Annotated in this window: 20 protein-coding genes; 4 read left to right on the top strand and 16 right to left on the bottom strand. The window is 43.0% G+C overall.

All coding sequences use genetic code 11. The annotated features are described in order from the left end of the window. Positions 1-106: 106 nt before the first annotated feature. The gene (gene gltC, locus OTG27_RS00315; protein ID WP_268935925.1) at positions 107-1012 is read right to left on the bottom strand and encodes a glutamate biosynthesis transcriptional regulator GltC; all 906 of its coding nucleotides are present in this window, start codon (positions 1010-1012) and stop codon (positions 107-109) included. A gap of 155 nt (positions 1013-1167) precedes the next feature. On the opposite strand from gltC, the gene gdhA reads away from it, so the two are divergent. Further along, the gene (gene gdhA, locus OTG27_RS00310; protein WP_268935924.1) at positions 1168-2550 is read left to right on the top strand and encodes an NADP-specific glutamate dehydrogenase; all 1383 of its coding nucleotides are present in this window, start codon (positions 1168-1170) and stop codon (positions 2548-2550) included. Between the two features lie 194 nt (positions 2551-2744). Here gdhA and rbsB read toward each other — a convergent pair whose 3' ends face one another. From rbsB to OTG27_RS00250, 12 genes are all read right to left on the bottom strand, one after another. Further along, on the bottom strand, positions 2745-3665 hold the full coding sequence (gene rbsB / locus OTG27_RS00305; protein ID WP_063574592.1) for a ribose ABC transporter substrate-binding protein RbsB: 921 nt from the start codon (positions 3663-3665) through the stop codon (positions 2745-2747). A gap of 15 nt (positions 3666-3680) precedes the next feature. Continuing rightward, positions 3681-4625 (bottom strand): ABC transporter permease, encoded by a 945-nt coding sequence (locus tag OTG27_RS00300; protein ID WP_268935923.1) that lies wholly within the window; start codon positions 4623-4625, stop codon positions 3681-3683. A gap of 1 nt (position 4626) precedes the next feature. After that, complete coding sequence (locus OTG27_RS00295; protein WP_268935922.1) at positions 4627-6108, bottom strand: sugar ABC transporter ATP-binding protein; 1482 nt, start codon at positions 6106-6108, stop codon at positions 4627-4629. An 18-nt stretch (positions 6109-6126) separates the two neighbouring features. Continuing rightward, positions 6127-6519, bottom strand: a complete 393-nt coding sequence (gene rbsD / locus OTG27_RS00290) for a D-ribose pyranase (RefSeq protein ID WP_034316088.1) — start codon at positions 6517-6519, stop codon at positions 6127-6129. Then, the gene (gene rbsK, locus OTG27_RS00285) at positions 6516-7400 is read right to left on the bottom strand and encodes a ribokinase (RefSeq protein ID WP_268935921.1); all 885 of its coding nucleotides are present in this window, start codon (positions 7398-7400) and stop codon (positions 6516-6518) included. Before rbsK ends, rbsD begins: the two co-directional genes overlap by 4 nt. After that, the gene (locus OTG27_RS00280) at positions 7397-8383 is read right to left on the bottom strand and encodes a LacI family DNA-binding transcriptional regulator (RefSeq protein ID WP_063574589.1); all 987 of its coding nucleotides are present in this window, start codon (positions 8381-8383) and stop codon (positions 7397-7399) included. The genes rbsK and OTG27_RS00280 overlap by 4 nt, the downstream gene beginning before the upstream one ends. A gap of 913 nt (positions 8384-9296) precedes the next feature. Continuing rightward, positions 9297-11108, bottom strand: coding sequence for an IucA/IucC family protein (locus OTG27_RS00275; RefSeq protein WP_268935920.1), 1812 nt, complete (start codon positions 11106-11108; stop codon positions 9297-9299). Between the two features lie 21 nt (positions 11109-11129). Continuing rightward, positions 11130-12458 carry a lysine N(6)-hydroxylase/L-ornithine N(5)-oxygenase family protein gene (locus tag OTG27_RS00270; RefSeq protein ID WP_268935919.1) on the bottom strand — a complete coding sequence of 443 codons (1329 nt, stop codon included), beginning with the start codon at positions 12456-12458 and terminating at the stop codon, positions 11130-11132. Continuing rightward, the gene (locus OTG27_RS00265) at positions 12433-13017 is read right to left on the bottom strand and encodes a GNAT family N-acetyltransferase (RefSeq protein ID WP_268935918.1); all 585 of its coding nucleotides are present in this window, start codon (positions 13015-13017) and stop codon (positions 12433-12435) included. Before OTG27_RS00265 ends, OTG27_RS00270 begins: the two co-directional genes overlap by 26 nt. Further along, complete coding sequence (locus OTG27_RS00260) at positions 13007-14809, bottom strand: IucA/IucC family protein (protein ID WP_268935917.1); 1803 nt, start codon at positions 14807-14809, stop codon at positions 13007-13009. The genes OTG27_RS00265 and OTG27_RS00260 overlap by 11 nt, the downstream gene beginning before the upstream one ends. A 2-nt stretch (positions 14810-14811) precedes the next feature. Further along, the gene (locus tag OTG27_RS00255; protein ID WP_268935916.1) at positions 14812-16320 is read right to left on the bottom strand and encodes a pyridoxal phosphate-dependent decarboxylase family protein; all 1509 of its coding nucleotides are present in this window, start codon (positions 16318-16320) and stop codon (positions 14812-14814) included. A 7-nt stretch (positions 16321-16327) separates the two neighbouring features. Then, positions 16328-17680, bottom strand: coding sequence for an aspartate aminotransferase family protein (locus tag OTG27_RS00250; RefSeq protein WP_106027162.1), 1353 nt, complete (start codon positions 17678-17680; stop codon positions 16328-16330). Positions 17681-18322: 642 nt separating this feature from the next. On the opposite strand from OTG27_RS00250, the gene OTG27_RS00245 reads away from it, so the two are divergent. Both OTG27_RS00245 and pepT read left to right on the top strand, forming a co-directional pair. Then, complete coding sequence (locus tag OTG27_RS00245; RefSeq protein WP_268935915.1) at positions 18323-19786, top strand: alpha-amylase; 1464 nt, start codon at positions 18323-18325, stop codon at positions 19784-19786. A gap of 141 nt (positions 19787-19927) precedes the next feature. Continuing rightward, complete coding sequence (gene pepT / locus OTG27_RS00240) at positions 19928-21163, top strand: peptidase T (RefSeq protein ID WP_268936137.1); 1236 nt, start codon at positions 19928-19930, stop codon at positions 21161-21163. Between the two features lie 64 nt (positions 21164-21227). On the opposite strand, the gene OTG27_RS00235 is transcribed toward pepT, so the two are convergent. Together OTG27_RS00235 and OTG27_RS00230 are read right to left on the bottom strand one after the other, a co-directional pair. Further along, a complete protein-coding gene (locus OTG27_RS00235; protein ID WP_268935914.1) occupies positions 21228-23297 on the bottom strand; it encodes a catalase in 2070 nt (689 codons plus the stop codon). 314 nt (positions 23298-23611) lie between these two features. Continuing rightward, complete coding sequence (locus OTG27_RS00230) at positions 23612-25060, bottom strand: DEAD/DEAH box helicase (protein ID WP_268935913.1); 1449 nt, start codon at positions 25058-25060, stop codon at positions 23612-23614. A gap of 294 nt (positions 25061-25354) precedes the next feature. Here OTG27_RS00230 and OTG27_RS00225 point away from each other — a divergent pair, with 294 nt between their 5' ends. Beyond that, positions 25355-25687, top strand: coding sequence for a heme oxygenase (locus OTG27_RS00225; RefSeq protein ID WP_057278265.1), 333 nt, complete (start codon positions 25355-25357; stop codon positions 25685-25687). Between the two features lie 59 nt (positions 25688-25746). On the opposite strand, the gene rlmN is transcribed toward OTG27_RS00225, so the two are convergent. After that, positions 25747-26814, bottom strand: coding sequence for a dual-specificity RNA methyltransferase RlmN (gene rlmN / locus OTG27_RS00220; RefSeq protein ID WP_095678798.1), 1068 nt, complete (start codon positions 26812-26814; stop codon positions 25747-25749). Positions 26815-26821: the final 7 nt, after the last annotated feature.

Here is a 26821-nt window from a genome sequence, read left to right as displayed (position 1 = left end):
AAGGATGCCTACATGGAAATATTTTGGAGCATTTGCGACAAAAAAAAGAACCCGATTAAGGATTCTCTCATTAGCTGTATTTATGCCTTTTCTAAAAAATAACATCCTATTTTTGAAATCCTTCCAATTTGGCAAAAGTGTCCTTCAAATATTGGTAAAATAATTTCTCCGTTGGCATCAGTTCCCTATCAATCGGAACGATGACTCCTACAGCCCTGGTAACGGAAGGTTCCTCCAGCGGCAATCTAACCGTAAAACGCGGCAAGCTATCGACTAAGGAAATCTCAGGTATCAAAGTTATACCCAGACCTGCCGCCACCAGGCCTTTTATGGCATCAGTATCTTTCCCTTCAAATGCCACTTCCGGTTCAAAGCCATGCAATTTGCAAGCTTTCATAACGAGATCCCTTAAAACATAACCCTTTGGAGATAAGATGAACGGATTTCCTTGAAGCTCATTCAAGGATAGTGATTTCTTCAGGGCCAAAGGATGGCTTTCTGGCAGAAGGGCAACTAAGTTCTCAATAAACAGCGTTTCCCCTTTGATTTTCTTTTCATTCACCGGCAGGGGGCCAATCAAGGCCATGTTAATGTTTCCTTTAATCACAGAATCTATCAGGTAGCGATAGGAACCTTGTTTCAATGTGAATTTCGCCTGGGGGTAACTTTCCCTGAAGTCGGAAATGACCCTTGGCAATACATAAGAAGCCAAACTGCTGGGAAAGCCAATGCGGATTGTCCCTTTTTCCGGATCCAGACTTTCGGCCATCTCACGCTTGGCACGATTGATTATATCCATAGCTTGTTCCATATGAGATAAAAATGTATGGCCTATAGGCGTCAATCTAATCTTTCGGCCTTCCCTGATAAACAAGGGCACACCCAGCTCTTCTTCTAAATTGTATATTTGGCGACTGACAGCAGACTGGGCAACATGCAAATCCACTGCTGCTTCCGTCATATGTTCACGTTTTGCCACTTCAATGAAATATTCAATTTGCCTTAATTCCAATCTAAGCTCCCTCTTTCATATCAAAACAGCATGTTATTTATCTAATATTCAGATTGTTCGTTTCATTCTTAAATTATATCATGAAAGTATCATATAAAAACCGATAGACTTACCCTATTTAATATTTTATGACTTTAACTAAAGGAGAGAAAACAATGACCACTTCACAGGAAGTCGAACATGAGGAATTGCAGGTTGCCAGAGAGTTCGTAAGTCAAGTATACGCGCAGGTAAAGGAACGTAATCCTCACGAAAGTGAATTTCATCAAGCCGTAAAGGAGATATTCCTTTCATTGGTCCCGGTTTTTGCAAAACATCCAGAATATATGAAAAGCGGGATATTGGAGAGGCTTGTAGAACCCGAAAGAATGATCACCTTCCGTGTCTCTTGGGTTGATGACCTGGGAAATGTTCAAGTCAACCGTGGTTTTCGTGTGCAATTCAACAGTGCAATCGGACCATTCAAAGGCGGTCTCCGTTTCCACCCCACTGTCAATTCCAGCATCATAAAGTTTCTTGGTTTCGAGCAAATCTTTAAAAACTCGCTTACTGGCCAGCCGATCGGTGGGGGTAAAGGCGGATCGGACTTCAATCCAAAAGGAAAATCGGATGCGGAAATCATGCGTTTTTGCCAAAGCTTCATGTCGGAACTATCTCGTTATATCGGCCCTGATACAGACGTACCGGCTGGTGATATCGGAGTCGGTGCAAGGGAGATCGGTTACTTGTTCGGCCAGTATAAAAAGATGCAAGGCAGCTACCATGCCGGTGTTTTAACCGGTAAAGGCATAAGTTACGGCGGAAGCTTGGCCCGTACAGAGGCGACTGGATATGGAACGGTTTACTTTGTCGAAGAAATGCTAAAAGACAAAGGGTTACAATTCCATGGCAGCACTGTCGTTATCTCAGGGTCTGGCAATGTATCCATTTATGCCATTGAAAAAGCTACACAGCTAGGCGCTAAAGTTGTTGCATGCAGCGACTCCAATGGCTACATATATGATGAAAATGGCCTGAATCTTGATACAGTCAGACGTCTAAAAGAAGTGGAACGAAAACGTTTAAGCGAGTATGTCGATGCGCACCCGGAGGCTGTATACCATGAAGGAAGCTACGGCATCTGGTCTGTACCATGCGACATCGCACTGCCTTGTGCCACACAAAATGAAATCGATGAAGAAGCAGCAAAATTACTGGTCAAAAATAATGTGAAGGCAGTCGGTGAGGGCGCTAATATGCCTTCAACCCTTGAGGCCATTGATGTATTCCTTAATAACGGCATCCTTTTTGGACCAGCAAAAGCAGCCAATGCAGGCGGCGTAGCCGTGTCTGCACTCGAAATGGCCCAAAACAGTGCCAGGATGCCTTGGACTTTCGAAGAAGTCGATGCCAAGCTGCATGAGATCATGAAAAATATCTATAAAAACAGCATAGAGGCTGCCGAAGCATATGGTGCGCCTGGCAATTTAGTTGTCGGGGCCAATATTGCCGGATTCCTTAAAGTGGCGGATGCGATGCTGACTCAAGGTGTACTCTAGCAATCAATGGATGTAATGGGCGGTTCCGACACGGGGCCGCCTAAAAAAATGAACTACTTTTCTATCTCCTCTTATTGATATCATTTCGAGCTGAATATCCACACTAAGATCACATCAATGAGATCAAAACATTTCTTTCTCACTACAAAAAGAGTGCCGGAAGATTTCCGGCACTCTTTTTGTTTGGGAGACAATCACTCTTTGGTGACCAATTTCAATGGAACGGATATTGTGTCATCCACTTTGTCGCCTTTTAAGATCTTTTCAGCCGCATTAACCGCTTCTTCACCGATAAGTGCCGGTTGTTGGGCGATTGTAGCTTTTAGTTCACCGCTTTCAACTGCTTTCAATGCATCATCATTTCCGTCAAAGCCAACGACGATGATGTCTTTGCCTGCCGCCTTGATTGCTTCAATTGCTCCTAGTGCCATTTCATCATTATGGGCGAATACCGCTTGGATGTCTTTATTGCCTTGCAGGATATTTTCCATTACGTTAAGCCCTTTTGTCCGGTCGAATTCCGCAGTTTGACTTGTCAGGACTTCTAACTGCTTGTCCGCAATATTGTGGAAACCTTTCCCGCGTTCACGAGTTGCAGATGCTCCGGATACCCCTTCAAGTTCCACTACTTTCGCTTTTTCGCCAAGCTCTTTAACTAGATATTCTGCAGCCATTTCCCCGCCAGCCACATTATCGGAAGCGATGAACGTTTCAATGTCGCCTTCGTCTGAAGAGCGATCAATCGTGATAACGGGAATGCCCGCATCATTTGCATCTTTAACGGCTGAAGATATTGCCGCAGAATCAGTTGGATTCACAAGAAGGACATCAACCTTTTGAAGGATTAAATCTTCAATTCCGCTGATTTGTTTTGCGGTATCATCCTGGGCGTCAACAACTGTGACTTTCATGCCCTTTTCTTTTGCCTTTTTTTCAATGCCATCTTTTAAGGAAACGAAGAATGGGTTGTTTAAAGTAGAGATGCTGACCCCGACTTTCACGTCTTTCATCGAGTCTTTCTTTTCTTTTTTATCATCTGTTAGACCAGAATCCATTGAACAGGCAGCCAAGACCATTAAAGAAAGAACCATGATGATCGATACTATTTTTTTCATTGATTACACCTCTTCTTATGATTTTTTACGGTCAAGTAAGACCGCGATTAATATAACTGCACCTTTTACCACTTGCTGGTAGAAGGAGGATACACCAAGTAAGTTCATACCGTTATTCAAGGTACCGATGATCAGGACACCCACCAGCGTACCGAACAACCGCCCTTTACCGCCTGAAAGGCTCGTTCCGCCCAGCACCACGGCTGCGATGGCATCCATTTCATAGGATTGTCCTGCCGTCGGCTGTGCCGAATTCAGACGCGACGTTAAAATGGCACCGGCAATTGCCGCCATCGTACCGGCCAGACCATATATGGCCACCTTGACCCGGTCAACTTTAATCCCCGAAATCCGGGAAGCCCTTTCATTTCCGCCGATGGCATATGTTTTACGGCCAAAGGATGTTTTATGAAGCAGGAACCATAGGATCATGAAAGCGATGATCATCACAACGGCCGGTACTGGCACTCCCAGGAAGTAACCTCTCCCAAGCATCTGGAACATAAAGGAATCGCCAATCCCAGTAATCGGCTTTCCATCCGTGTACACAAGCGTTAATCCCCGGAAAATCGTCATGGTGGCCAGTGTCACGATGAAAGGGGCCATCTTACCCTTTGAAACGAGTATCCCATTGATTACACCCATTATTGCACCTAGTAGAATGCCTACCAATATTGCTAAAATCGGATCTAAACCCGAGACCATCATACCAGCCATGAGTGCGCTGGATAGAGCTAAAATGGAACCGACGGATAAGTCGATGCCGCCTGTCAATATGATAAAGGTCATTCCAAATGCAATAAGTGCATTGATGGAGGTTTGACGCAATAAATTCAAAATATTATTCGGTTCCATGAATGATGGATTTAAAACGGTTATTACGATAAATAAAAGTACCAGGGCGAGTAACGGACCAAATTTTTGCCAAATCCCGCTTTTCCCTGTAGCCTCAAGTTTCATCCTAGTTCCCTCCTGTCGCCAATGCCATAATTTTTTCTTGCGTCGCTTCCTGCTTTAACAATTCCCCAGCAATCTCACCTTCGTGAACCACAAGGATTCTATCGCTCATTCCAATGATTTCCGGAAGTTCTGAGGAAACCATGATGATGGCGATGCCTCGCTCCGTCAATTCATTCATCAATTCGTAAATTTCACGTTTTGCACCAACATCTATGCCCCGGGTCGGTTCATCCATAATTAAAACTTTAGGGGAAGTGCCGATCCATTTGGCGATTACCACCTTCTGTTGATTTCCTCCGGATAGGTTGCCGATGACCGTTTCAGCAGAAGATGTCTTCACGTGAAGGCGCTTAATCATCATTTCGGCAAAGTTCATCTCATCCTCCGTTTTCACGATACCGCTAGGAGCAAAACTCTTGAGATTCGGCAAGCCGATATTTTCCCTTACAGAAAAGTCCAGGATCAATCCCTCTTCTTTACGATTTTCCGTAATGAAAGCCAGGCCGTGTCGAACTGCATCCGTTGGTTTTCGTATGGAAACTTTCTTGCCTTCAATGGTGATTTCACCGCTGTCTATTTGGTCGACACCAAAAAGGGCGCGCATTATTTCCGTTCTGCCTGCTCCCATCAATCCGGCTACACCGACAATCTCACCTTGCCGAACCGCGAAATGGATATCTTCAAAAAGCCCCTTTCTGGTTAAACCTTTCACATCAAGGACTATGTCGCCAGCATTCGCTTCACGATGAGGAAAACGGTCCTCCAGCTCCCGCCCGACCATTTTCTGAACGACTTCATCGAAATTTGTTTCTGCAATTCTTTTCGTATCGACTGTCTTTCCGTCACGCATTATGGTGATCCTGTCACAAATGGCGAATATTTCTTCCATTCGGTGAGAAATATAAACAAGCGATACACCCTTTTTGGTAAGCCCCTTCATCACTTCAAAGAGCTTCTCTATTTCCCTATCAGTTAAAGCGGCTGTGGGCTCGTCCATGATGATGACTTCGGCATCCGTCATGAGCGCCTTGGCAATTTCAATCATTTGCTGTTCACCGACAGAACAGAATCCGGCTTCCTTATCAAAAGGAAGGGAAATATTAAGTGTTTTAAAAATCTCCTTTGCACGCGCTTTCATTTGTTTCGTCTTCAGGACACCGAAGGGATTCACCATTTCCCTGCCGATAAATAGATTCTCCAGCACGGTCATTTCTGGCCAAATATTCAATTCCTGACGGATAAAGGCCATTCCTGCCTCTTCGGCTTCCTTTGAATCCCTGAAGGAGGTTTCTTTACCGTTAATCTCGATCGTTCCTTGATCTTGTTTATGCAGCCCGGTCAAAATGTTCATCAAGGTTGATTTCCCTGCTCCATTCTCCCCCATTAGTGCATGTACTTCCCCAGCCTCTAAAGAAAAATGAACACCTTCCAATACCTTGTTTTGACCAAATGCTTTATAAATATTGTGCATTTCGATTTGCATGCTCATCATCTCATTTCTTTAAAAGAATACTCCAGACTGCAATATGCAATTTGAATATGGCGTCGTCTCCCCGGTCCGGATAATGGCTTTCGCGTTACTTGTCAGCCTTTTAAAATCCTCATGGGAAACATATTCAATCGCTGCTCCGAATTGCTGCTCCATGTATTGATGCTGTTCCGGGTTTTTAACCTTCACTTCTGTGGCAGCGATAACTTTTTCAACAACCATATCTTCGTGAACCGCCCGGACGACATCTTGAAATGATGGCGTTCCAGGCGTCAATGCTAAATCTATCTTGCAAACTCCGGGCGGCACCGGCAGCCCGGCATCACCTACGACAATATAATCGGTATGACCAAGGTCAACCAAGACCTTTGCTATTGAACTATTGATGATTCCTTGACGTTTCATGCTTCAAAGCCCCTCTCGACCTCTACCCTTTGCGGCATGCCGCCTTGAGCACCTAATTTCGTCACGGAAATGGAAGCTGCCCGGTTCGCGAACAACAAACTTTCGTCAAAACTTTTTCCTTCTGCAACAGCCACCGCAAAGGCTGCATTGAATGTATCCCCTGCACCTGTTGTATCCACCGCCTCCACTTCAAAGCTTGGAACAACCTTTTCTTCATGTCCATCAAAGTAACGGACGCCATTTTTCCCTTCGGTAATGAATAATTTATTTGGATACTCAGTCAAGACTTCCGTTCTATCTCTCCCATCGAATAGGATCTCGAACTCATGTTCATTCGGAGTAAGGAATGATGCCTGTTGAATGACAGCCTCGCTTAACTTGCGGGCGGGAGCTGGGTTCAATAGTAATCTCTTTTGAAGCATGTTGCACAAGTCAGCCAGATACTCCACAGTTTCCTCGGGTATTTCCTGCTGAACCAACACGATATCCGATTCCTCTATCACCTTTTTCGCCTTTTCTACATATTCAGGAGTAATGAAATCATTCGCACCTTTTACGACAATAATGCTGTTATCACCTTCCGAAAGGGTAATATGTGCTGTCCCTGAAGCAGAACCTGTAACCGGTTCCACATGCTTCGTGTTTACATGATTTTTTTTCAGGTTATCTAAGATGATCTCTCCATAGACATCATCTCCTACACATCCAACCATCGACACTTCTGCACCAAGACGTGCCGCTGCAACAGCCTGATTGGCTCCCTTTCCTCCAGGAACCGTGATAAAGGACTCTCCTAAAACCGTTTCCCCCGCCATTGGCCGTTTGGCTGATGTCACCACTAAGTCCATTGACGAACTTCCCACTACTGCAATTCTAATCATGTCTTCTCCGCCTTCCTTCTCGTTGTTTGTCTCTCCACAAAAGAAACAGGGAGCTTTTTATGTGTTACTTCCATTTTTTCTTGATTGATCCTTTTAATTAGCATTTCCGCCGCTTGTGCCCCCATCTCATAGGCTGGCTGCCGAATGGTCGATAACGGTGGGTGCAATAACGCTGTGAAGGAGATATCATCATAGCCGATCAATTGTATGTCTTCCGGTATCCGTATTCCCCGCTTTAAAATCTCTTGAAGTGCTGCGGCTGCAACAATATCATTACAAGCAATGATTCCATCCGTTTCCGGATATTGCTCGAAAAGCTGCTTGACGCATGTTTGGCCGCCTTGAAGAGTCAGGGATGAATCCATGACTTGCACGTTCACTTTTGCTTGTTTCAATTCTTCCAATGCTGCCATATACCGTTCATATACAGGCTTTATTTCGACTGGCCCCCTAATGAGGACGATATTCGTACTGCCTCTATCCAGCAATACGCGTGCTGCCAGCTTACCACCTGTCCTTTGATCGGAATAAACAGCTGGTAATTTCTCTGCTGTACGGTCGAGAAGGACAACTGGAATATCCAGATTATCGAAATTCTCATTGGCTTCTTCACTAGTTGAAGCAATCATGCCCACTACATTGTTTTGCAGGAAAGTGTCAATATATTCTATTTCTTTATCTCGCTTTTCATCACTATTTCCAAAAATCAACCGATAACCAAACTGCTGCAGATAATCCTCGACACCTCTTGCCATTTCCGGGAAGAAGGGATTCGTAATGTCCGGCAAAATCAAACCAACCAATTTGGATTTACGTTTGTAGAGGGATCTTGCCACTTCATTCGGTTTATAATTCAATTTTTCAACAGCTGCCATGACCACCTTTTTTGTGTCCTCATGTGCATAACCACTGCCATTCATAACTCTGGAAACCGTTGCTACAGAAACTCCAGCTTCCTTTGCCACATCCCGAATAGTTGCCAAAATATCACCCTCTATACTTTTGTGTAACCGTTTACACATAGCATATCACCAATTTAAATGAACGGCAAGCCTTATTCCAAAGATAAATTTCAGGAATTTTGACCCAAAAAAGTATAAAGCAATTCTTTTTTTATGCGTACATTTCGTCTCTTTGGGTTTCCCATATGTTTAACATCCTCATTACCTCAAGATTTAATCTATTAAATCATAAAAGACTGTAGACCAACATCAGTTCTACCTTAAAACTAAGTTGTTTTGGAGCGGAAATCAACGGTCAAATTGTAAAAACCATAAAAATACTGTGGAAAGGTGGTCATCACATATTAACATCATCAACTCCTTAGATATGGTTTCTATCTAAATTTAAAAATAAAGTTGATTGGAGCGGGTGTACGTGACTCCTGCGGGAAAAGCGCATCTACGGGAGACCCCGCAGGCGCAAGCCGAGGAGGCTCCCCGACCGCCCGCGGAAAGCGAGTGCCTGAAGCGGAAATCAACGTTCCCATTTTACAAACCCAGAAAAAAACTGTCGGCAAACAATTATTATCTAGTTTTGAACAAAAGGGTTCTATCTAAATAAAACAAAGTTGATTGGAGCGGGTGTACGTGACTCCTGCGGGAAAAGCGTGTCTAGGGGAGACCCCGCAGGCGCAAGCCGAGGAGGCTCCCCGACCGCCCGCGGAAAGCGAGTGCCTGAAGCGGAAATCAACGTTCCCATTTTACAAACCCAGAAAAAAACTGTCGGCAAACAATTATTATCTAGTTTTGAACAAAAGGGTTCTATCTAAATAACACAAAGTTGATTGGAGCGGGTGTACGTGACTCCTGCGGGAAGCGAGTGCCTGAAGCGGAAATCAACAGTCAAATTGTTAACCATAAGAAAACTGGCTCAAAAGTCTGAGCCAGTTTAACTTTATAGCGTTTTTGCAGGTAACTTTTCATAAAGGGCATTATTCACATGCCCAAACTCAGAGGCATGCGGACGGTCTTCACCATCGCTATACCCATATTGAAGCATCCGATTTCTATTCAGGCAGAGCTTTGTTAATTTTGGCGCAAAGAAATTGAACGTATCGAAACGATCCTGTAACATAGGGTATTTTTTCTGATGTGTCAGGATTGTTCGAGTGACGCCTTCCCAGAAAGCATTCTCATCCAAAAGGGACCTCTTCATCAGAAGTGTTGACAAGTATCGGAAATGACAGATGAATAGTCCCGTAAAAATGAATTGAACCAGCCCCTCCGGAGTCTCACTTCTTAGTACTTTCCTTAAATCATCGGGGAGGCTGCTTAATTCAGGAAGCGGTTGATCACTTACGTTTACATCATCTACAAAATCCTTGATGGCCAAACGGTGAGGTTTGTAATCCTTCAAAACTAAAATGGTATTTTGACCATGCGGCGAGAAGACCAATCCATATTGATAGATGAAATGCAGTAATGGTGATAGGATGACGTCAAATAATTGAGCTGTCCAGGCTTCTGCAGTCAATCCCGATTTTTCAATAAGACTTTCCACATATGGTTTACCTTTGCTGTCGACATGTAAAAGGGACGCAAGCGTAATGGGCTTTTCGCCTTCTTCCATATAACTGTAAATGCTTTCTCTCCAAATCCCCCCCAGCATCTCCAAATATTGATACGGTACATTCTCTAGCTTGGAATAATACGGGTGATCAACATTTAAACTGGCCACTTCACCAGGAAGCACTACTTTGCATTGTTCTTTCAAGAATGAATCATTTTCATAAATGTTCTTTATATACGTTGTGATTTTTGGGGCAATGACCGTGCGTTCAGCTGGCAATCCACGGTAGACTAGCGTATTTAAAATGCTCATCGGCAGCTTGACGTGGTGTTTATCCTTATTCGATACATTAACAAATGTCCGGATGGATTGTTGCGGCAAATATTTATCAGGACCATTTCCCAAAGCTACGATCTGCCCTTTAGCCAAGTCATCGGTAAAGTTCTGGATGATTACATTCTTCCACTGCCATTCATGAACTGGGAGGTAGTAATAGTTTTCTGCGTTCAGACCTTTTTCTGTCAATGTCTTTGCAAATGATTTTTGGGTTTCCCCATCCAGTTCATTCTCCATCAATTGCTTATAGGATAACGTTTCGACTGAATTGAACTCACCCCTCGTTTTATGGACGGCAATCCAGGATAACTGAACTTCCTTCTGGTTTTCTGGGGCGAACTTCAAATAATCATCATAACCGAAACCGATTCTTCCCTTGTTATAAGCAATCCAAGGGTGACCGCTCATTTCGCCTTCAAGTAATGCATAATCCAGTTCGACTAAATCATCCGCATCTTGTTCAGGTTTGGATAGCAATTGGAGATCCGCAAGCAGCGTATGATGGAATTCTTTGATTAAATGTCCTGTTGTTTCTGCAGTCATCCCAATTAACGGCTGGATGTCCAAAATGAATTGAATAGCATCTTTAGCCTGTGTAATACCTTCCGTTTCACATACCTGGATTGACTCGGCCTGTACTTCATAGCTGTCAAAAAGACGGGGCGACGCTAAAAATCGATAAGATTTCCCCTCATTTATCTTTAACTCATATAGATTTGCTGCTGCGTTTTCGTTCAGGACAGCTGGATGGATCATATCCTCATACATATACTCAGAAATCATCTTGGCCAGCAGGTTTTGGTTTACTATCGACCAATTTTTTTCTGAAACTGCCTGTTCCACTTCATTTATGAACTGCATATAATTCTTCCTTCCCTTTTCTTAGTAAGCCATGACGGGTGTTTTTACACGGAATGACTGAAATGCACCCTTTGGCTTCGATGGATAAACTTCTTTACCTGCCAATTGATTGATGATAATCGAGTTTCGGAATGCCCCCAGGCCTAGATCCGGAGCACCCACACCATGTGTATGTATCTCGCCATTTTGAATAAATAGGTGATTCGGTGTAGAGATGGCCGTTCCTACCTTATAGTCTTTCGTTATTGCAAGACGCCCCAAGTCATCGCGGACTAAATGGTCCTCCATGGTTTCAAGGAATGCCGGAAGGGTTGATTTATAGCCCGTCCCAAAAACAATCGCCTCTGTGTCCACATCAAATTCGCTATCTTCAACCCACTGTCGGCATTTCAATTGCCAGCCATTTTCGGCGGGGGTAACTGCCGCAACTTCCGTCATGGCCCGAAGTTCAATGGCAAGTTCGGCATTTCCAATCGATTTCTCATACATCTTGTCAAAAATTGCTGCAATGGTCGTAGCGCTAATCCCTTTATACAATAAATCCTGTTTCGGCAGGATTTCATCCTTCTTTTCCTGCGGCAGCCGATAAAAGAAATCAAGGTAATCCGGAGTGAAGTATTCCAATCCGAGTTTTGAATATTCCATAGGGAAAAATCCCTTGGATCTTGTATACCAGTTTAGCTGGTAGCCATATTCCTCCTGCTCATTAAGCAAATCCAGAAAGACCTCGGCTGCACTCTGTCCAGATCCGACAACCGTTACGGATTTTTTCTTTAAGATGTTTTCTTTATTCCGTATATAATTGGCCGAATGCAGGATGCTCTCTCCCATATAGGGCTGAAAGGCCGATGGAACAGTCGGGGAACTGCCAATTCCCATGACTACATGGCGGCTATAATAGACTTCGATCTTTTGTGTTTGTACATCCCTTACACTGATTTGATAGCAGGGTTCACCTTGATCTCCTATATATTCAACCGCCTCCACCGCTTTGCCAAAACGGCAGCTATCAAGTTGATGGGCAGCCCAGCGGCAATAGTCGTTATATTCCTTTCGTGGAATCAAGAATTTTTCAAGGAAGTAGAAATGATAAAGCCGATCATGCTGCTGTAAATAATTCAGGTAGCTATATGGGCTTGTCACATCTGCCATGCTAACCAGATCGGCAAAGAACGGCACTTGCAGCGTTGTCCCTTCCAGCAGCATCCCTTCATGCCAATTAAATTCCCCCTTTTTCTCAAAAAAGACGGCATTCAACTCCGGGGTTTTCTCCAAAAGGGCCGCAAGTCCAAGGTTAAATGGACCAATCCCTATCCCTACCAGGTCATAGATAGATTGTTGCTTCTCCATAGTTCCACTTCCTCTCGAAATTCCCCCGTGTGCATGACATAAGCAATGCTGTTTTGTCAGGGAGTTCTATCTCTTTAATTGGGGTAAACCCGCATTTTTCAAATAAATGAATCATCTTTGCATTCCTGATATCCGGTTCAGCCATCACTTTGTTTGTGGTTGAAGTCAGTAGTTGGAACTTCACCATTGCCCGTAAAAACGGCAAAGCCAGTCCTTTCCCTAGATAATCCGGATCACCAATGAGTAAATGAATGCCTTGATCTCCCTCTTCGAATTCATAATGATCTTCGATGATATCGCCTTTTACCCAATACGATTCCCAATAGCTCATGGGAATGGAGTCCAGACAGCCTAAATAAAGTGTTTGGTGTGTATCAGCCAGTGCCTTTTTTAAATGAACAGCAAATTTTTCTTTTGTGAAATTCAAATTCCAGTAGGGTATCACATGATCTTCATGCATCCATTCATGCAGTGTATCCAAATCCCTCTCAAATTCAACTTTGACAAATGAAAGCTGTTTATTGCAGTCCTTGAGCATTTCTTCATAACTATTTTTCATGGACGGCCATAACCCCCTGCGCGAACGGATTATCAATCGTTGTATAAACGGATTGTGTCTCAAGTGAACCAACAAGCTCATCCATATCATGGAATCGTGTCAGTAAATTAGCCTTACAAGTTAATTCCCGGGCATGAAGCAACTTTGAAACAACTCGATTCAACCCTTCATCTTCGCTATCCCTGCTGCATGTTTCCAGTTGTTCCTGAACGAGCTGTAACAGATTGTTTTCTGATACTAATCCTTCCGTTCCAAAATTATTGATTAAGCCTAATAAGTGATTAAAAAAGAAATAGTATTGCAGTCTTTCTTCTGCAACTTCATCAGAACAAATCGTGAAGCTTTTTTCACTTAGTTCCGGCATGATCTTTTGCAGCCTGTCCACTTTGGACTCACAATAGTAATACCCTTGATTATCGCGATAATAAAAAGCGGCTGGATACCCATCTTGAAGCTGAATGATGGAATTTTGTTGATGGGCTTCCAAAACGATTCCATACTCTTCAAATAGCCAAAGCATCGGTTTCAATGTCATGGACAGATAGGTTTTGAACCAATCCTTACTTACTTCTTCGGTACTGCGGTCTTCTTCAGCTGATAATTTGCGGATGATCGCTCCAAGCCTTGATGGTGCACCATAAGCATTATCCTGACATAAGCCGGCAATCAGGCTTGCTTGTTTATCGTTTTCATAAAAAGGATTTTCCCGGATATCAACATCGAATCCCGATTCTTGCTCGGTCGTTTTGATCGTTAAGTAAGCAGGATCCTTGATGATACGGAAGGAGGGGTGCCGTTCTTTTAGATCGTCTCCCACTTTAGAATCTATTAATTTAGCGATTTCCACACCACGATCTAATTCTTTTTGCAGATTTGCACGTAAGGAATTCGTGATTTTTACCGGAACGGAAAATTTGTACATATATCTCGATGTGGCACTATATACCGTTCTAAATGAAGAGGTGGCCGTGAATTTTTTTCCAAGCGGTCCTGCATAAACTAGTGACCCTTGCTCGATCAGCCTCTTGACCTCCTCTTTTTCGATAAGCACTTTTGCCTGGAGCGGGTGTGCCGGGATAATGATGTATCGGCTTTCCTTTTGGCAATACGTGTCACGAAATTCACTGGAAATCTCCAAGTCACCGGCTAATTCCTGTTTGATGATTTCACTTGCCGATCGGACTTCACTGGAATCCTGGATGACGATCGAAGGTTCTGCCAGGAAGTAGTGCAACTGGAACTCCCCTTTTAATTCGGGTGAATAGATCCATTCATCTTTTGCCGAAATGCCTTGCTTGCTTTTCGGTGTCGGATGGAACAGGTGCCCGAATAAAAGTGACTGCTCTGCTTCGATGTAGGTGAAATCAGGACTTTGTAGGGCATCAGCGTCTTCCGTCCTCGCTTCCACATACCGTTGAATGTTTTGGCTGCTAAGGATGACACGCAGCATCAATTCATCTTCACTATCCGTCCGGCCCTGTTCATTCAATAATTCTTTAGAAACGATCGAGACCATTGTCACGTAATCTAATTCAAGTACTTGCTTGGATGCCGTTTGATAGTAAATCGGGAAGTTGAAAATATGACGCCCCGTTTCCGACCAATATTTAAGCGGAACAAGCAATGCAATATCTTGGGATGTGAGCTTACTGACCATTAATGAATCCGGAATGGCCCCCTCCAAGTTCGGCCAGTTTTTCGTTTCTTCTAACCTGCAATTTCCGGTTTCCCGGAAATAGCAATTCAGAAAGCTTTGCATCGTCGCCCTTTCAGCTATTTGCTTACCATTCATCTTCATTCCTCCATCATCTTGAACATTTCACCTAATACTCGGATTTCATCTAAAATTCCCTCTATATGTTCAAGTCTTGTCATTGGGTTCAGTAGTGTCATTTTTAAATATACCTGTCCGTCAAAACGCGTTTTTGCTAAAAATGCCCGTCCGCTTTTCAGAAGTTCCTGCTGAATCTGTTTATTTAATAGATTGACTAATTGATCGCTTTCTCCTTCGGGATTATAACGGAATACAACCGCATTCAATTCAGGGACTTTATTCAATACTGTGAATCCTTCCTCTTTATCGATCTTCGCAGCCACCTCACGTGCAAGGTGACAAGTATAATCGATCATTTCGGCAAAGGTATCCAGTCCAACGACCTTCAATGACATCCAGAGCTTCAGTGCGTCGAACCTTCTTGTCGTTTGAACCGATTTATTGACTAAGTGAACCATGCCCTCGGCTTCATCTTCCTGTGGATTCAAGTAATCTGCGTGATGCTGGATATATTGGAATGAGTTGCTGTCAGAGACAAGAAAAGCACCACAACTGATGGGTTGATAGAATAATTTGTGAAAATCAACCGTAATCGAATCGGCCCGTTCAATTCCGCTGATTAACTCTTTGTAATCCTTACTTAAAATCATCGCGCCTCCATATGCGGCGTCCACATGCAGCCATATCCCATTCTTCCTTGCCGCTTCAGACAACTCATGTAATGGATCGATTGAACCAAAATCCGTTGTTCCGCAAGTTGCAACGATGGCAAATGGCAGCAAACCCTGTTCCTCTAAAATCGACATTTGATGATTTAATTCATCCATGGACAGACGGTGGTTTGAATCCGTTTTAATCGCGACTACAGACTGTTCACCAAGCCCCAGCTGTGCCGCTGATTTACGGACCGTAAAGTGGGCAGCCTCGGAGCATAGGATTCGCAATTTTTTCGCCTCGACTGGCAAACCTTGCTGCTGGACATCCACACCCCAGAAACGCTTACAATAAGCGTCCCTCGCCAATAGCAGTCCCATATAATTGGATTGGGTTCCACCGCTTGTGAAAATCCCATCCGCTTGTTCAGGTAACCCTACCTGGCTGCACAGCCAATCTATTAAACGCTCTTCAACGAAGGTGGCAGCAGAGCTTTGGTCCCATGAATCCATGGATTGATTCAACGTACCGATAATCATTTCGGCAGCCACGGCAGGTATTAATGTCGGGCAATGCAAATGTCCGATACAAGCGGGGCTGTGTACATTGATGCTGTCATTAATAACAAACTCCGCCAGCTCATCCGCTACAGCTTCCATTGTCTTCCCTTTTGGAGAAGCAAGGGACAGCTCGTTTAATCTTGCTTCGATTTCATACGGTTTTTTCCCAGAGTATGGTGAATCGTTCCCTTTTAAAAAGTCTGTCAGCTTTTTTTCAATGATTTTCAATGATTCGCTGTAGTTGTTGAAGCCTTCTTCGTTATTCAAGAACATCCGAGAATATGCAAAATCCGTTTTATTTATCATTTCGATCATTGATCATTCACCCTCTTGCAACAGCTGCACGAACAGCTTGTTCAAAAATTGCAGTGGCTTCGCGAAGCTGGGATTCCGTTACGATCAATGGAGGCAGGAACCTCACTACACTTCCATGTCTGCCGCCAACTTCCAGAATCAACCCTCTTTGAAAGCATTCCTGTTGAATGGCACTGGCAAGTTGCGAATCAGCAGGATGGCTTCCATTCGCATTTTGCGGTTCTTCATGATTGATCATTTCCACACCGACCATTAATCCCCGGCCCCTGACATCACCGATTTGCTTAATATCCTTTTGCAAATCTTTAAGAATATCCTTTAAGATTTCTCCCATTTTAGCGGCATGCTCCACAAGATTCGTCTCTTTCATGTATTTTAAAGTAGCTGTTCCTGCTGCCATCGCCATTTGATTTCCGCGGAACGTACCGATATGTGCACCTGGTGACCATAGGTCAAGCTCTTTGTTATAAATCACCACCGATAATGGAAGACTTCCGCCTATTGCTTTGGATAGGACAAGAACATCCGGAACGATTCCTGCATGTTCAAAGGCAAACATTTTCCCTGTACGGCCGATGCCTGATTGAACTTCGTCGATAATTAGCGGAATGCCCTTCTCTTTCGTTATTCTCCTGATTTCCTTAAGCCATGGAATTGGAGCTGGAATGGAGCCACCCTCACCTTGTACTGCCTCTAAAATCATTCCTGCAGGTGCCAATAATCCGGATTCGGGATCGTTCAATAGATTTTCGATATACTGGCTGCTGATTTTATGGCTTTCTTCTCCGCCTATTCCAAAGGGACAGCGATATTGATAGGGATACGGCAGGAATTGAACATCTGGCATTAACCCTTGTATTTTTTCCTTTGGTTTTGTATTGCCGCTGATTGACATGGTAGCATGCGTTGCCCCGTGGTAAGCTCCTTGGAAGGATAAAATGCTTCTATTGCCTGTCGCTGTTTTAACCAGTTTAAGTGCTGCCTCAATGGCATCTCCGCCAGTAGGACCACAGAATTGAATTTTTGCATTTTTCCTGAATTCCTCAGGCAAGCATTCAAAAATTTCATCGACGAACTGCTCTTTAATTGGCGTCGTAAAGTCCAATGTATGCAAAGGACGCTTATCCTTAAGAATTTTTTCCATCGCTTCAAGCACTGCCGGATGATTGTGTCCAAGCGCTAATGTTCCAGCCCCGGCAAGAAAATCAATATATCGTTTTCCATCCATGTCTGTTAAGTAAATTCCCTCCGCATGGTCGATCGCCATGGGTAATCTTCTAGGATATGATCGGGCATTTGATTCCCTTGTATTTTGTTGTTCCAGTAGTTGATCATTTTTTGTGAGCGTGTTCGTTACCATATTAAACCTCCATGTATTGAATTAATTGAGAATAATTATCATTATCATGGAACTAATTTTACTGATAATGATAATTATTCTCAATGAGTAAATCCACTCATTTTTCTGCTAGTAAATTCCAATAAAATTAAGAAAAGGTTAAAACTGGGGCCTATTCTCTATTTACCTATTGAATACAAAAATGTTCTTAAGGCTTTATTAAGACTCTGTTTATAAGCTGAACGCAGTCAAAAATCATGGAAAAGGAGGAAGAACAATGAATGGTTTAAAAGGAAAGTAGCTCCTACTCTTATTAATTGGTGCAATGGCATTCGCCCACTTCTTTAAACGAAGAGGTATAATAGGATAATAGACTTACAAAAAATTGAGGTATCCCAAAATTCGGGATGCCTCTTTTTGAATTGGCGTATAGCCTTTTTCGAGTTATTCCTCCACATTTGATTAATTTTTAACTGCTAATCAATATAAAATACCCTTATTTGGTATAAAATAGTAAAATAGAGAGGTAGATGAACCTCGATCAAGAGGGTTGTTCACTTGTTTATCATTTGATTTTAGTGGGTAAAGAATTCCATTATTACTTTATCCGATTGCATTAGTTTCACTTTTTTAATAATCAGGTCGGTGTCAGGGGGGAAACGGATGAAAAGAAATCATACGATGATGCAATTTTTTGAGTGGCATCTTGAGGCAGATGGTTCTCATTGGGAAAGATTGAAATACGCAGCCTCCAAGTTGAAGGATATAGGAATTGACTGCGTTTGGCTTCCGCCAGTCACTAAAGGCCAATCCGTTGGGGATAATGGATATGGAATATATGACGGTTACGATTTGGGGGAATTTGACCAAAAAGGAACCGTTCGTACCAAATACGGAACCAAAGATGAATTGCTACAAGCAATAGCCACCTGTCATAACTACGGACTTTGCGTTTATATCGATTTAGTCATGAACCATAAAGCAGGAGCTGACGGAACCGAAAAATTTGAGGTGATTGAAGTCAATCCAGACAACCGTATGGAAGATATTTCAGAACCATTCGAAATGGAAGGCTGGACCAAATTCGATTTCCCGGGCCGTAAAAATAAATACTCTGACTTTAAGTGGAACCATACTCATTTCAATGGTACAGACTATGATGCCGAAAACGACAAAATGGGTGTATTTCGCATCACAGGCGAAAATAAGCACTGGAATAAGCATGTCATCGATGAATTCGGAAACTACGATTATTTAATGTTTGCCAACATCGATTACAGCCTGCCGGAAGTTCGTAAGGAAATGATTAGCTGGGGAAAATGGATGGTTGATACGTTAAAGTGTGATGGTTTTCGTTTGGACGCCGTTAAACATATCGATTATGAATTCATCAACGAATTTCTCCAAGAACTCATTCCTTATACAAAGGAACATTTTTTTATGGTCGGCGAATTTTGGAAGGCGGATGTTAAAGCCTGTCAAACTTACTTAGAGCAAACCAATCATGACCTCAACTTGTTCGATGTTTCCCTGCATTATAAATTTCATGAGGCCTCAAACGCAGGAACAGACTTCGACCTCTCAACCATCTTTGATGATACCCTCGTCCAAACCAATCCAGCAGAGGCTGTCACTTTTGTCGATAACCATGACTCCCAGCCTCACGAATCCCTGGAGTCTTGGGTAAAGGACTGGTTCAAGCCATCGGCATATGCACTTACCTTGCTTAGACTTTGCGGTTATCCGTGTGTATTTTACGGTGACTATTATGGAATCGGCGGACCTTCTCCGGTGCCTGGGAAAAAGGATATCCTGGATCGCCTATTATTCGCTAGGTATGAAAAAGCTTACGGAGAACAAACCGATTACTTTGATGATCCAAATACGATAGGCTGGGTCCGGCACGGAGTTGAAGAGCTAGAAGGCTCGGGGTGTGCGGTCATTATCTCTAATGGAGACTACAACAGTGAAAAAAGGATGTTCGTCGGCGAGCATCGTGCTGGTGAAATCTGGAGTGATTTAACCTATCATAGAGATGACCACATCACCATTGAAGAAGATGGGTTCGCTACCTTCCCCGTTCATGGAAAAAGCGTATCTGTATGGGCCTTGAATAATCCACTCTAAAAAGAGATAGCAAGGAACGGCATGTCTTTTGCAGATATGCTGTTCTTTGCTGATTACACCACCCAAGAAGATTTGGAAAAAGATAATTTTTCCATTACAGTCAATCATGGTAAGATAAGGGGAAAAGGAGTTGAAGGAAAAGTGAAAAATGAAATCATTGAAAGATTCACTTCTTATGTGAAAGTGGATACCCAATCGAATGAGGAAAATCCCTCATGCCCTTCTACACCCGGACAGCTGACCTTGGCAAATGCATTGGTCAAGGAACTTCAATCCATTGGGATGAAGGATGTGACAATTGATGGGAACGGCTATGTCATGGCAACCTTGCCAGCCAATTCAAATAAGGATGTTCCGACAATCGGTTTCTTGGCCCATGTCGATACAGCAACGGATTTCACCGGAAAAGATGTAAAACCGCAAATCGTCGACAACTATGATGGCAAAGATCTTACTTTACATGAAAAATTGGATATCATTCTTTCACCTGATGATTTTCCTTCGCTTAAGAACTATAAAGGTCATACCTTGATTACGACGGATGGGACAACCCTGTTGGGAGCAGATAATAAGGCTGGAATTGCCGAAATCATGACTGCCATGGATTATTTGATCAAGCATCCGGAAATCAAGCATGGAAAAATCCGTGTTGCTTTTACCCCCGATGAAGAAATCGGCAGGGGACCCCATAAGTTTGATGTAGATGCTTTTGGTGCCCAATTTGCCTACACCGTGGACGGAGGCCCACTTGGGGAACTTGAATATGAGAGCTTCAATGCAGCATCGGCCAAAATCCTGATCAAAGGGACGAATATTCACCCTGGTACGGCTAAAGGAAAAATGGTGAATTCGGCAAAAATCGCCATGGAATTCCATAATATGCTCCCAGCGGCAGAAGCACCGGAATATACGGAGGGTTACGAAGGATTTTATCACCTGCTTTCCTTTCATGGTGATGTGGAAGAGACCAAGCTTTCTTACATCATCAGGGATTTCGACCGCCAAAGATTCAATGAACGCAAGGAATATATAACAAAAGTAATCGAAGATTTAAAAGAAAAATATGGGCAAAACCGAATCCAGCTCGAATTACACGACCAATACTTCAACATGAAGGAAAAAATTGAGCCTGTGAAGGAAATTGTGGATATCGCCTATGAAGCAATGGAGAAACTCGATATAAAACCGAAAATCTCGCCAATACGCGGTGGTACGGACGGATCTCAATTATCGTATATGGGCCTGCCAACACCCAACATCTTTACGGGCGGGGAGAATTTTCATGGAAAATATGAGTTTATTTCCGTTGATAATATGATATTGTCCACTAAAGTGATCGTTGGCATTGCATCACTTTTTGAAGAAAAAGCAAAGTAGCTTGATACGAAATATCTATTGAAATAAACCCCCAGACTTCAAGTCTGGGGGTTTTCAATAGATATTAAGGGCGTTTCCAGTGACGGTGCTTGGCAATTGCCTCGATAAAGGCAGAACCGCTATTTTGATCCGTAACAGCTACAATGCCTGAAGCTGGATCATTGGAAATGATGCCTGCCTTCGATAAGATCATGGCCCCTTCTTTTCCTGCACCAATCGCTTTGAAATGATTGTAGGCTTCATCAACAAAGTAAATGGGTTCCTTGGATGCCATTAAAGCATCGACACTCCCCTGCCCCCCTGCCACATATACAGCATCGAAAAGTACCGAATCGGCTGTCAGGAATGTCTGGTTCACCTCGACCTGCTGTCCTTCAGAACTTGTAACCACTCCACGATTATGACTGATGAATTCAGCCGTTATACCTGCCGATTTAAATGATTCCAAGACTTGATTAACCTCTGAACCGTTGAAACCATCTGCAGCCAAGATTGCCACTTTTCTTGTTGCGGCCGTGTTCACTTTCATTTGCTCCTGGCTTAAAGCCGGAGAAGCCAATTCCATTTGAACCTCAATTTTGTTGGCTGGAGGATTCACGCCCACTCCCATGGCGATCGTTTTGGCCAGTTCAACATCCACATTGCTGAACATCTCGACAATTTGCTGCTGAACATCCTTACTTTTCACTTTTCCCACTTCAAAGTGGAAAGCCTGAATAATATGCTCCTTCTCCACTTCCGTCATGCTATTCCAAAATAGTTTAGCCTGGCTGTAATGATCCTTGAAGCTTTCACTGCGCTGCCGAACCTTCCTGCCATCGACCTTCTCCTGGTAATGTGCATAGCCGCCTTCCCCTTCCGAAGCAGGTTCAGGAGAGTTGCCTGCAAGGGAGTTTTTGTGGTAGCTGACCGGCCCTGGATTTATTGACATCCGGTGCATGCCATCGCGCTGATTATTATGAACGGGGGCAACCGTCCTATTAATCGGTAGCTCATGGAAGTTCGGTCCTCCCAATCTGGATAGCTGGGTATCGGTGTATGAGAATAAACGTCCCTGAAGCAGCGGATCATTTGAAAAATCAATACCCGGTACAACATGCCCCGGATGGAAAGCTATCTGTTCCGTCTCTGCAAAAAAGTTATCCGTATTTTGGTTCAAAACCATTTTTCCGATTATTTTAACCGGGATTTGTTCTTCCGGCCATAGTTTAGTAGGATCAAGGATATCAAAGTCGAATTTGAATTCATCTTCCTCCTTAATCATTTGGACGCCAAATTCAAATTCAGGATAATTCCCGGTATCTATCGCTTCCCACAGATCTTGGCGGTGAAAATCAGGATTCTTCCCTGCAATTTTCTGTGCCTCATCCCAGACAAGGGATTTTACTCCCAGTACAGGCTTCCAATGGAATTTAACAAAATGGGCCACGCCTTGTTCATTTACAAAACGGAATGTATGGACACCAAACCCTTCCATCATCCGGAAACTTCTCGGTATGGCTCTATCAGATAGGTGCCACATGACCATATGTGCCGTTTCTTCATTGTTGGCGACGAAATCCCAAAACGTATCATGGGCAGATGCCGCCTGAGGTATTTCGTTATGAGGCTCCGGTTTAACCGCATGAATTAAATCCGGGAACTTAATGGCATCCTGGATAAAAAATACCGGAATATTATTTCCGACCAAATCATAGTTTCCTTCCTCCGTATAAAACTTTGTGGAAAATCCCCTTACATCACGGACCGAGTCTGCCGATCCGCGGGAACCTGCCACCGTGGAGTAACGAACGAATACTGGTGTCTTGACTGAAGGGTCTTGAAGAAACTTGGCTTTTGTATATTCGGTCATCGGTTCATATACCTGAAAATATCCATGTGCTCCAGATCCACGCGCATGGACAATCCGCTCAGGAATACGCTCATGGTCAAAATGAGTCATTTTTTCACGAAAATGAAAATCCTCCATCAAAGTTGGACCACGGGTTCCCGCTTTCAAAGAATGCTCATCTTCAGAAACACGCAAACCTTGGTTAGTCGTCATCTTTTTCCCATTATCGTCCACTCGATATTGATCCAGCTGCCGCTGCTTACTTTGCCCATTGATTCTTCCGCTTTCATTCGCTTTCGTCATCCCACTCAATCCCTCCATGTCTAAGAATTCAGATTAAATCGTGTTGTATGTATTTATTGATTCATAATAACTGCATTATCCTTCCTCATATACCACTCTGTTTTGATGGATAAACAGAATTCAGAAAAAGAATCTTAACGACCTCATTAAACAAAGGTTATTATTCCTGGACGGATCATTTTGGCGTGGGTCGGATTATTCTGGAGGTAGGTCGAATTTTCCCCCGGTGGGTCGAAAAGTTCCTGTCCCATGTCATATAAAAAAGAAGCGGGAAGTCCGATTTTCGGTCTTCCCGCTTCTTTCATTCGACAACTTTAGTTCTTAAAGGCCTCTGAAACCTTCAAAAGCTTGCCTTTCACTTTCGTATTTTTCATCACTTTCAAGACAAGCGGTCCCTTTTCATTCAATATTTCCACATAAGAAACATTATCCTGGATCGTAATGATCCCGATGTCCTCTGCATTCACTCCATCAATCTTTGCGATGGTTCCGACAAAATCCACAGCCCTGAGTTTCTTTTTCTTGCCGCCATTAAAATACAGCTTCATGATTTGTTTATTCAATTGTTCACTTTTATCTTTTTTGATTTTTGGACGGGCTTCCAGTTTGGCTTCGAATTCCGTTTTTTTATTGGAAACTTCCTCTTTAGATGGAGCAGTCATTTTAGGGATTTCAAAACCGATATATCCTTGGATCTCGGTAAGGAATTTGTCTTCGTACGGCGTCACAAAAGTAATGGCTTTTCCTTTTTTACCGGCACGGCCCGTTCTTCCCGTTCTATGTACGTAACTTTCCTTTTCCAATGGCAGGTCATAGTTAATTACATGGGTTATATTGTCGATGTCAATTCCACGGGCAGCAACATCTGTTGCAACCAAATAGCGGAATTCACCTCTTCTGAATTCATTCATCACTGCAAGGCGATCCTCCTGAAGCATGCCGCCGTGAATCATATCACACGGATATTCCAATTCCAGCAGCTGTTCACATACTTGATCCACCCTATCTTTCGTCCGGCAAAAAATGATGCAGCTATCAGGGTTTTCCGTGATGGTTACGTCTCTAAGCAGGGAAAACTTATCATCTTCTTTCACTTCTATAAGGGCATGTTCAATTTTCTCCGTCGTTAAACCCTTTGCTTTGATTTCAATATCCAAAGGATCCTTCATATATTGCTTGCATAGTTTTTTTATACTCTCAGGTAATGTAGCAGAGAACAGCATGGTTACTCGATCTTTCGGAAGCTCCTTAATAATGGCTTCCACTTGTTCGATGAAGCCCATATTCAGCATTTCATCCGCTTCATCAATAACTAAATGAGTTAAGCGTTCCAAGGCGAATGTCCCTTTCTCGATATGATCCAGAACACGACCCGGGGTTCCGACGACTACATGGCTTTTTTGTTTCAATTCCGCTTTTTGCAGTGCGAATGGATGTTTTCCATAAACTGCAGTAGCCTTTATCCTCTTAAATCTGCCAATATTCGTAATATCCTCTTTTACCTGCACGGCGAGCTCACGTGTCGGTGTTAAAATAAGCGCCTGAGGCTTATTTTCTTCCCAATCGACCATTTCGCAGATCGGTATGCCGAATGAAGCGGTCTTGCCGCTTCCTGTTTGCGATTTAACGACAAGATCCCGCTTTTTCAGCGCCACTGGAATCACTTCGCGCTGTACTTCGGTTGGATGTTGATATCCCAAGCTTTCTAATGCCCTTACAATTTCATCGCTTAATGTATAGTCAGTAAAACTCAATTCATTCATATAACAGCCTCTTTTGTTGTTTAGTATGTTGCTTTATTGTTCCCATAATCGTAATTTCCTTATACAGAGTTCTATTATACGCGATATGCACCAATAAACCTTGTAATATCCAAATTCAATAGTTCTATTTCAATATAATGAAACGTCCGTCTTCATTGAAACAATGTCTTCAGGGCCCACATGATTGGAGTTAATCAAAATGGACCCCGCTTCTTTCAATATGCTAAAATATGTATGAAATTGCGGAAATAAAGGGTGTATATTCCAAACCGATGGCCAAAAGGAGGACTCATAATGATAATCGTAACGAATAGAATCAGAGTCAAAAAAGGGATGGGTGCAGTCATGGCCCCAGGATTTACTGCACCAGGTCCACTTGATACGATGGAAGGCTTCGTAAAAGTTGAAGTATTATTAACGCAGAATTTGACGGATCACGATGAGCTTAGCGTTAATATGTATTGGGAAAACCTTGATAACTTTACGGCTTGGAGAAATAGCGATGCATTCAAAGCTGCACATAAACGGCCTGAACCAGGTTCCGGTGAAGCAAAAAAAGAATCTCCAATTCTAGGCAGCGAGCTTACAACGTATGAAGTCGCCTCGGTAAAGGAAATAGCTAAATAATGAAATCACACAAAAAAGAGGCCGCAAAATTTGCGTCCTCTTTTTGTTTATTAATGAATTTACTTAGCTTCGGCTTTTTTGATTTGTTTACTTCTAAGCTGACCGCAAGCCGCATCAATATCCGTTCCATGTTCTTGGCGGATTTTACAATTGATGCCTCTCTTTTTCAGCGTATCATAAAACGAGAGAACGGACTCTTTGTCACTTCTTTGGTATTGGCTATGCTCATCTACAGGATTATATGGGATCAGGTTGACATAGAGACGATGTTTTTTGTCATCAAGAAGATCGGCAAGTTGCTCGGCTTCTTCTTTATGGTCATTGACATCTTTCAATAGGATATATTCGATCGTAATTCTCCTATTCGTTTTCTCTAAATAATAATCAAGAGATTTCATCAATTTTTCTATTGGGATGCCTCGGTTTATCTTCATGATTTGTGTCCTGAGCTCATTATTCGGCGCATGCAATGAGATGGCCAGATTCACCTGTAATTGAGTATCGGTGAATTCATAGATCTTATGGGCAAGGCCGCTAGTCGAAACAGTAATGCGCCTGCCCGCGATAGCAAGACCCTTATGGTCCATGAGCACTTTCAAAAAGTCTAACATATTTTCGAAGTTATCGAACGGTTCGCCAATGCCCATTACAACAACATGGCTTACAACATCACCTTTTTCCAATTTATCAAGATGCAGTTGAACGTTCATGATTTGTTCCACTATCTCCCCACTGGATAAATCACGGCTTTTGGCCAATAACCCACTGGCACAGAAACTGCAGCCAATATTACAGCCCACTTGGGTGGTGACACAAACCGAAATTCCGTATTTATGTCTCATCATAACCGTTTCGATAAGGTTGCCATCTTGTAATTTAAACAGAAACTTGATCGTGCCATCCGCTGCTTCTTGCTTGACGTGCTCAGTCAAAGTCTGGATGACAAAGTGCTCTTCAAGTAATTTTATGCACTCTTTATTAACATCCGTCATTTCAGAGAAACTCGTCACACGTGTTCTATAAAGCCACTCCCAGACTTGGGAAGCTCTGAATTTTTTATGGCCATGGTCCGAAAGCCACGCTGTCAATTGTTCGAATGTTAAACCATAAATGGACTCTTTATTCATTCGTTAC

Source organism: Peribacillus sp. AS_2 (assembly GCF_026891895.1).
Classification (GTDB): domain Bacteria; phylum Bacillota; class Bacilli; order Bacillales; family DSM-1321; genus Peribacillus; species Peribacillus frigoritolerans.
This window is presented reverse-complemented; position numbering and strand designations above follow the sequence as displayed.